Genomic DNA, 4,499 nt, shown 5'->3' with positions numbered 1-4,499 from the left:
GCAGGGGGGACCCTGTGGGAGAGTAGGACGCCGCCGAACAATCATTGCGGAAGCCCCGCACCAAACCTTCGGGTTCGGTGCGGGGCTTTTCTGCGTTTACCGGCAGGGTCACGGGCCCGGCTGGGTATCCTGGCCGCGTTCCTCTGGAGGACGCGATGACTGCACAGCAGCTGGAAGACGGCGGACCGCTCATTCCTCAGCCGGCCATGACCCGGGAGGCCCTCCGGGACGCCGTACGCCGCATCGACATGGCGAGCCTGGCCGCGCTCGACAAGGAGTGCAACGAGGCCTTCGACCGTGCCGCGGAGACCGGTGCCATCAATCCGCTGCGGTTCTTCCTGATCAAGTGGGCCACGCACGTGGCGATCCACCGCTGGCCGGCGCGCTCGGCGGCGCTGCACGAGGCGGAGCGGGTGGCCGGGGATCCGAACGCGACGGAGGAAGAGTTCCGGGCGGCCATGGAGGCGAGCAGCCGCATCCTCGCCGAGGCCCAGCGCGAGATCGGTCAGTGACCGCGCGGGGCGAAGGAGTGGAGAACGACGGCGGTTGGGCGTGGGAGTGCGACCCCAGCCGGCTGTGGGTCCTCGGCGACATGCCCGCGGAGCACCAGGAGCTGGTCACCGCCGTCATGGACGGCCTGGTCGACCTGGCGTCGATGGCGATCGACCCCAAGGACGGCAGCCTCTACGAGGACCGGAACCCGATGCGGCTGCGTACGTACGAGGACGAGCACCTCATGCTCTGGTACCAGACCATCCCGCACCGCAGCCGGGTCTATCTCAAGCGCGTGAACCTCTGAGCTCCTGGCAGGCTGCTGCCCATGACAGTCGACCTCATCGAGACGCAGGCGCAGACGCAGACGCCGAAGGGCCGCATCGCGGATCCGGCGGAGGCGCTGCCGGCGCGGGAACGCGCCGTCCCCGGCCTGCAGGCCCCTCCAGCACCGGGCGGACTCCGGGCGAGGCCATGCTGAGGCCGGTGACGCCGCTAAACCTGCTGGTCAAGCAACACGTGGCCCCGGTGATGAAGGCCGCCGGCTTCAAGAGGTCCGGCCGTACCTTCCGCCTTGCCGCCGACAATGGCGATCAGGCCGTCCTCGGGTTCGCCCGTCATTACGTAGACCCTGATGCGGCCGTCTTCGAGGTCGCCTACGGCATCGTGCCGGCGCCGTACTGGGAGTGGATCAACCGGCACTCGGTCGGTGGTGATGGCCGAGCCCCCCTTGCCTTCGGCCCCGCGGTGATGTCCGGCAGTGTGGTCCCACCGCCTCACGCAGCACACGCTCCGGAGGCCGGGATGCCGTTCCGTGCGCGCTGGGCCCTGCGCGCGGACAACAGCCTCGTCTGTGGTCAGGCGCTGGCCACGGTCCTGCACGACGAGACCGTCCCGCAGATCGTCCGCCTCCTCGACCGCGGCAATCTCCTGCAGGAGTTTCGCCACCCGGCCCTGCCGGTGGTGCGGCTCGTGCCGCTCACGCGGGCGGAGATCCTCCTGCGGGTCGACGACGCTCCGAGCGAGGAGGTCGAATCTCTGCTGGCGCACCTGCAGCCGGCCGGCCCTGGCGACGACTTCGCCACCTGGACGCGCCGGCGACTGAGTACGCGAAACGGCAGCGCGCTCGAGGCATGACGGCGCTTGCCCCCCGCTCAGCCCCTGACGAGGCAGAAGGGGTGCCCAGCCGGATCGGTCAGGACCCGCACTTGTCCTCATGGGGCTGATGAAGCGGCTTGCCCGCCCCCAGCTCCAGCAGACGGGCCTCGGCCTCGTCCAGGTCAACGACGTCGAAGCACAGGTGCATCTGCTGGGGAACGGTTTGGTCGGGCCAGCTCGGAGCCCGGTAATCGTCGACCCGCTGGAAGCCGATCAGGAGCCCGTCCTCACGGTTGAGGCCGGCGAAGTCCGCGTCCGACTTCGGGTGGGGGTCGAGGCCGGTGGCCTCCTGATAGAACGCCGCCAGGGCCAGCGGATCAGGGCAATCGAGCGTTATCGCACTCAGCTTCATCTCCAGGGACATGGCACCTCCAGGCCGATCGTCGCCTGCCGCGATCCACACCCCCTAGGCATGTTGGTCGGACACGTTGGTGACGCGGCCCCGGTCGAGGGTGGCCGGGGGCGGCTGGCCGTGGCGGGCGAGGATGCGGTGAGCGGTCGAGGGTGCGATCCCGACGCGGGCCGCCAGTCGCAGGTGCTCTCGGCGCAGCGGGCCGCGGTGGTGTGGCTTACCCGGAAACGTGCCGCTGCCCGGCGCACCGGCCAGCCGTAGTCGACGACACAGCGGGCCGGGCGAAGTTGCTTGAGCTTGTTGATGCAGCGTTCGACGGTGTTCGGCTGCTTGTAGGTGTCGCGGTCGAAGGCCGGCGGGCGACCGCCGCGGCGTTTGCGGTTGGCGGCCTGGTCGGCGGGCTGCGGGATCACCGCCCGGATCCCGCGGCGCCGCAGATGACGGCGGATCGCCCGGGACGAGTAGGCCTGGTCGGCCAAGACCAGGTCCGGGGTGATTCTGGGACGGCCGGTCCGCCGGGGCGCCCGTAAGCGGGTCATGACCTGCACGAATGCGGCTGCGTCACCGGCCTGGCCTGGCGTGATGACGAAGGCCGGAGGCCTGCAACGGCTGTCGGCGACGTGGATCTCGACGGCGACGACCCGGTCGAGGTCGCCCTCGGCGTCGGCCTGGGCGAGCGGGGCGGTGAAGACCTTCTTCCAGGTGCCGTCCGCGGCCCACATGCGCAGGCGGTTGTGGGCGCCCATCACGACCCGAAGTGCTCGGGCCGGTCCATCCATTGTGTGCCGGTGCGGTACTTGAACGCGATCGCGTCGATCACCGAGGTGTCCGGTCCGGCAGCAACGGCTCGATGCGTCCCATCGCCTGGCGGAGCCGCGGTGTCGGTCAGCCGTCGGTGGCTGTCGGTCCACCGTCGGCAGCTCGTCGGCGGCGCCTGGAACCTTTGCAGAGACGGCCGGCCGGACTCCACCGGGCGGCCCGGTCCCGAAGGAGCCACCATGCACACACCCGTCACGATCATCGGCGCAGGCCTCGGCGGACTCACGCTGGCCCGTGTCCTGCACGTCCACGGAATCCCGGTCACGGTCTACGAGGCCGAGGCCTCCCCGTCGGCGCGCACGCAGGGCGGCCTGCTCGACATTCACGACTACAACGGGCAGCTCGCCCTCGAGGCGGCCGGCCTGATGGACGAGTTCCACGCCATCGTCCTGGAGGGCCGTCAAGCGATGCGGGTCCTCGACCCGGACGGGACCGTCCTGCTCGACAAGGCCGACGACGGCACGGGCGGACGCCCCGAGGTGCAGCGCGGCGAGTTACGACAGATCCTGCTCGATTCGCTCCCGGCCGGCACGGTCCGGTGGGGGCACAAGGCCGGCAGCACCCGCGCCCTCGGCGAGGGCCGCCACGAGGTGACGTTCGACGACGGCGGCACGGTCGTCACCAGCCTGCTGGTCGGCGCGGACGGCGCCTGGTCACGGGTCCGGCCGCTGCTCTCCACCGCCACACCCGAGTACGCCGGCACGTCGTTCGTCGAGACGTACCTGTTCGACGCCGACACGCGCCACCCGGCCGCCGCGAAGGCGGTCGGCGGCGGGATGCTGATCGCGCCCGCGCCGGGCAGGGAGATCTTCACCCACCGGGAGAGCGGGGACACCCTGCACACCTACGTGGCTCTGGCCCGGCCGCAGGAGTGGTTCGCCACCATCGACTTCACCGACGCTGCCGCGGCCACCGCGCGGATCGCGCGGGAGTTCGACGGCTGGGCGCCGGAACTCACCGCGCTGATCACCGACGGCGACACCGGTCCGGTCCTGCGCCCCCAATACGCCCTGCCCGCCGAGCACCGGTGGGACCGGGTGCCGGGGTGACCCTGATCGGCGACGCCGCCCACCTCACGCCCCCGAACGGCGAAGGCGCCAACCTCGCCATGCTCGACGGAGCCGACCTCGGTCAGGCCCTCGCCGCACACCCCGACGACCTCGAGGCCGCGCTCACCGAGTACGAGCAGGCCATGTTCCCCCGTAGCAGCGAGGTCGCCGGTTTAGACGGCACAGCCCACGCCGTGATCGACTTGATCAACGAGAAGGGCTGACGCGGCCGGCCGGGCGGCGCCAGGAGTGCAAGGCCCCGACCACCGCGGAAGGTGGTCGTGGGGGCTGCCGGGCGACGTCGCCAGGCACTGGCGTCGGGCGTTTTGACACCTCCCGGGCCTAGTTGTAGAGTCGAGAAGTTGCCTGGAGCGGACACGCTCGGCAGCAGCCCCCACAAGGATTCACTTTCGAGTGGGGACACTCGACTCTTCATTCGGGAATCGAAGCCGGGAAATCCGGTGGAGAACTTCTGATAGAGTCGGAATCGCCGGAAAGGGAAAGCGCGAAGGCGCAGGAACTGGAAAGCGCCGAGGAAATCGGGCCCGAAAGAGTCTGATAGAGTCGGAAACGCAAGAACACAGAACGAAAGCCCGGAGGAAAACCCGAGAGGGTGAGTACAAAGGAAG

At 70.2% G+C, this 4,499-nt stretch carries 5 protein-coding genes and 4 pseudogenes; 5 read left to right on the top strand and 4 right to left on the bottom strand.

All coding sequences use genetic code 11. The features are described from left to right. Positions 1 to 155: 155 nt before the first annotated feature. From PV721_RS41530 to PV721_RS41515, 4 genes are read left to right on the top strand one after another with little or no spacing between them, the layout of a single operon-like run. Complete coding sequence (locus PV721_RS41530; RefSeq protein ID WP_319733817.1) at positions 156 to 512, top strand: hypothetical protein; 357 nt, start codon at positions 156 to 158, stop codon at positions 510 to 512. Beyond that, positions 509 to 799 carry a hypothetical protein gene (locus PV721_RS41525; protein WP_319733815.1) on the top strand — a complete coding sequence of 97 codons (291 nt, stop codon included), beginning with the start codon at positions 509 to 511 and terminating at the stop codon, positions 797 to 799. Before PV721_RS41530 ends, PV721_RS41525 begins: the two co-directional genes overlap by 4 nt. 21 nt (positions 800 to 820) lie before the next feature. Then, positions 821 to 973 carry a hypothetical protein gene (locus PV721_RS41520; RefSeq protein WP_319733813.1) on the top strand — a complete coding sequence of 51 codons (153 nt, stop codon included), beginning with the start codon at positions 821 to 823 and terminating at the stop codon, positions 971 to 973. Beyond that, positions 967 to 1,629: a DUF4304 domain-containing protein gene (locus PV721_RS41515; RefSeq protein ID WP_319733811.1), complete on the top strand. Its 663-nt coding sequence runs from the start codon at positions 967 to 969 to the stop codon at positions 1,627 to 1,629. Before PV721_RS41520 ends, PV721_RS41515 begins: the two co-directional genes overlap by 7 nt. 17 nt (positions 1,630 to 1,646) lie before the next feature. Here PV721_RS41515 and PV721_RS41510 read toward each other — a convergent pair. The 3 pseudogenes from PV721_RS41510 to PV721_RS44220 form a co-directional block, all read right to left on the bottom strand. Continuing rightward, positions 1,647 to 2,014: pseudogene (locus PV721_RS41510) on the bottom strand (VOC family protein). 78 nt (positions 2,015 to 2,092) lie between these two features. Continuing rightward, positions 2,093 to 2,307, bottom strand: a pseudogene (locus tag PV721_RS44225) (IS481 family transposase); the annotation flags it as partial. Beyond that, a pseudogene (locus PV721_RS44220) lies at positions 2,284 to 2,819 on the bottom strand (transposase); the annotation flags it as partial. The pseudogenes PV721_RS44220 and PV721_RS44225, both read right to left, overlap by 24 nt. Before the next feature lie 181 nt (positions 2,820 to 3,000). On the opposite strand from PV721_RS44220, the pseudogene PV721_RS41495 reads away from it, so the two are divergent. Continuing rightward, positions 3,001 to 4,094, top strand: a pseudogene (locus tag PV721_RS41495) (FAD-dependent oxidoreductase). Between the two features lie 208 nt (positions 4,095 to 4,302). Here PV721_RS41495 and PV721_RS41490 read toward each other — a convergent pair. Further along, positions 4,303 to 4,499, bottom strand: a 197-nt coding sequence (locus tag PV721_RS41490) for a hypothetical protein (RefSeq protein ID WP_319733809.1), incomplete at its 5' end; no start/stop codon positions are given.

Source organism: Streptomyces sp. MB09-01 (assembly GCF_033794505.1).
Classification (GTDB): Bacteria; Actinomycetota; Actinomycetes; order Streptomycetales; family Streptomycetaceae; genus Streptomyces.
Note: the sequence above shows the minus strand (reverse complement) of the source record. Positions and strands in the feature narration are given on the sequence as shown.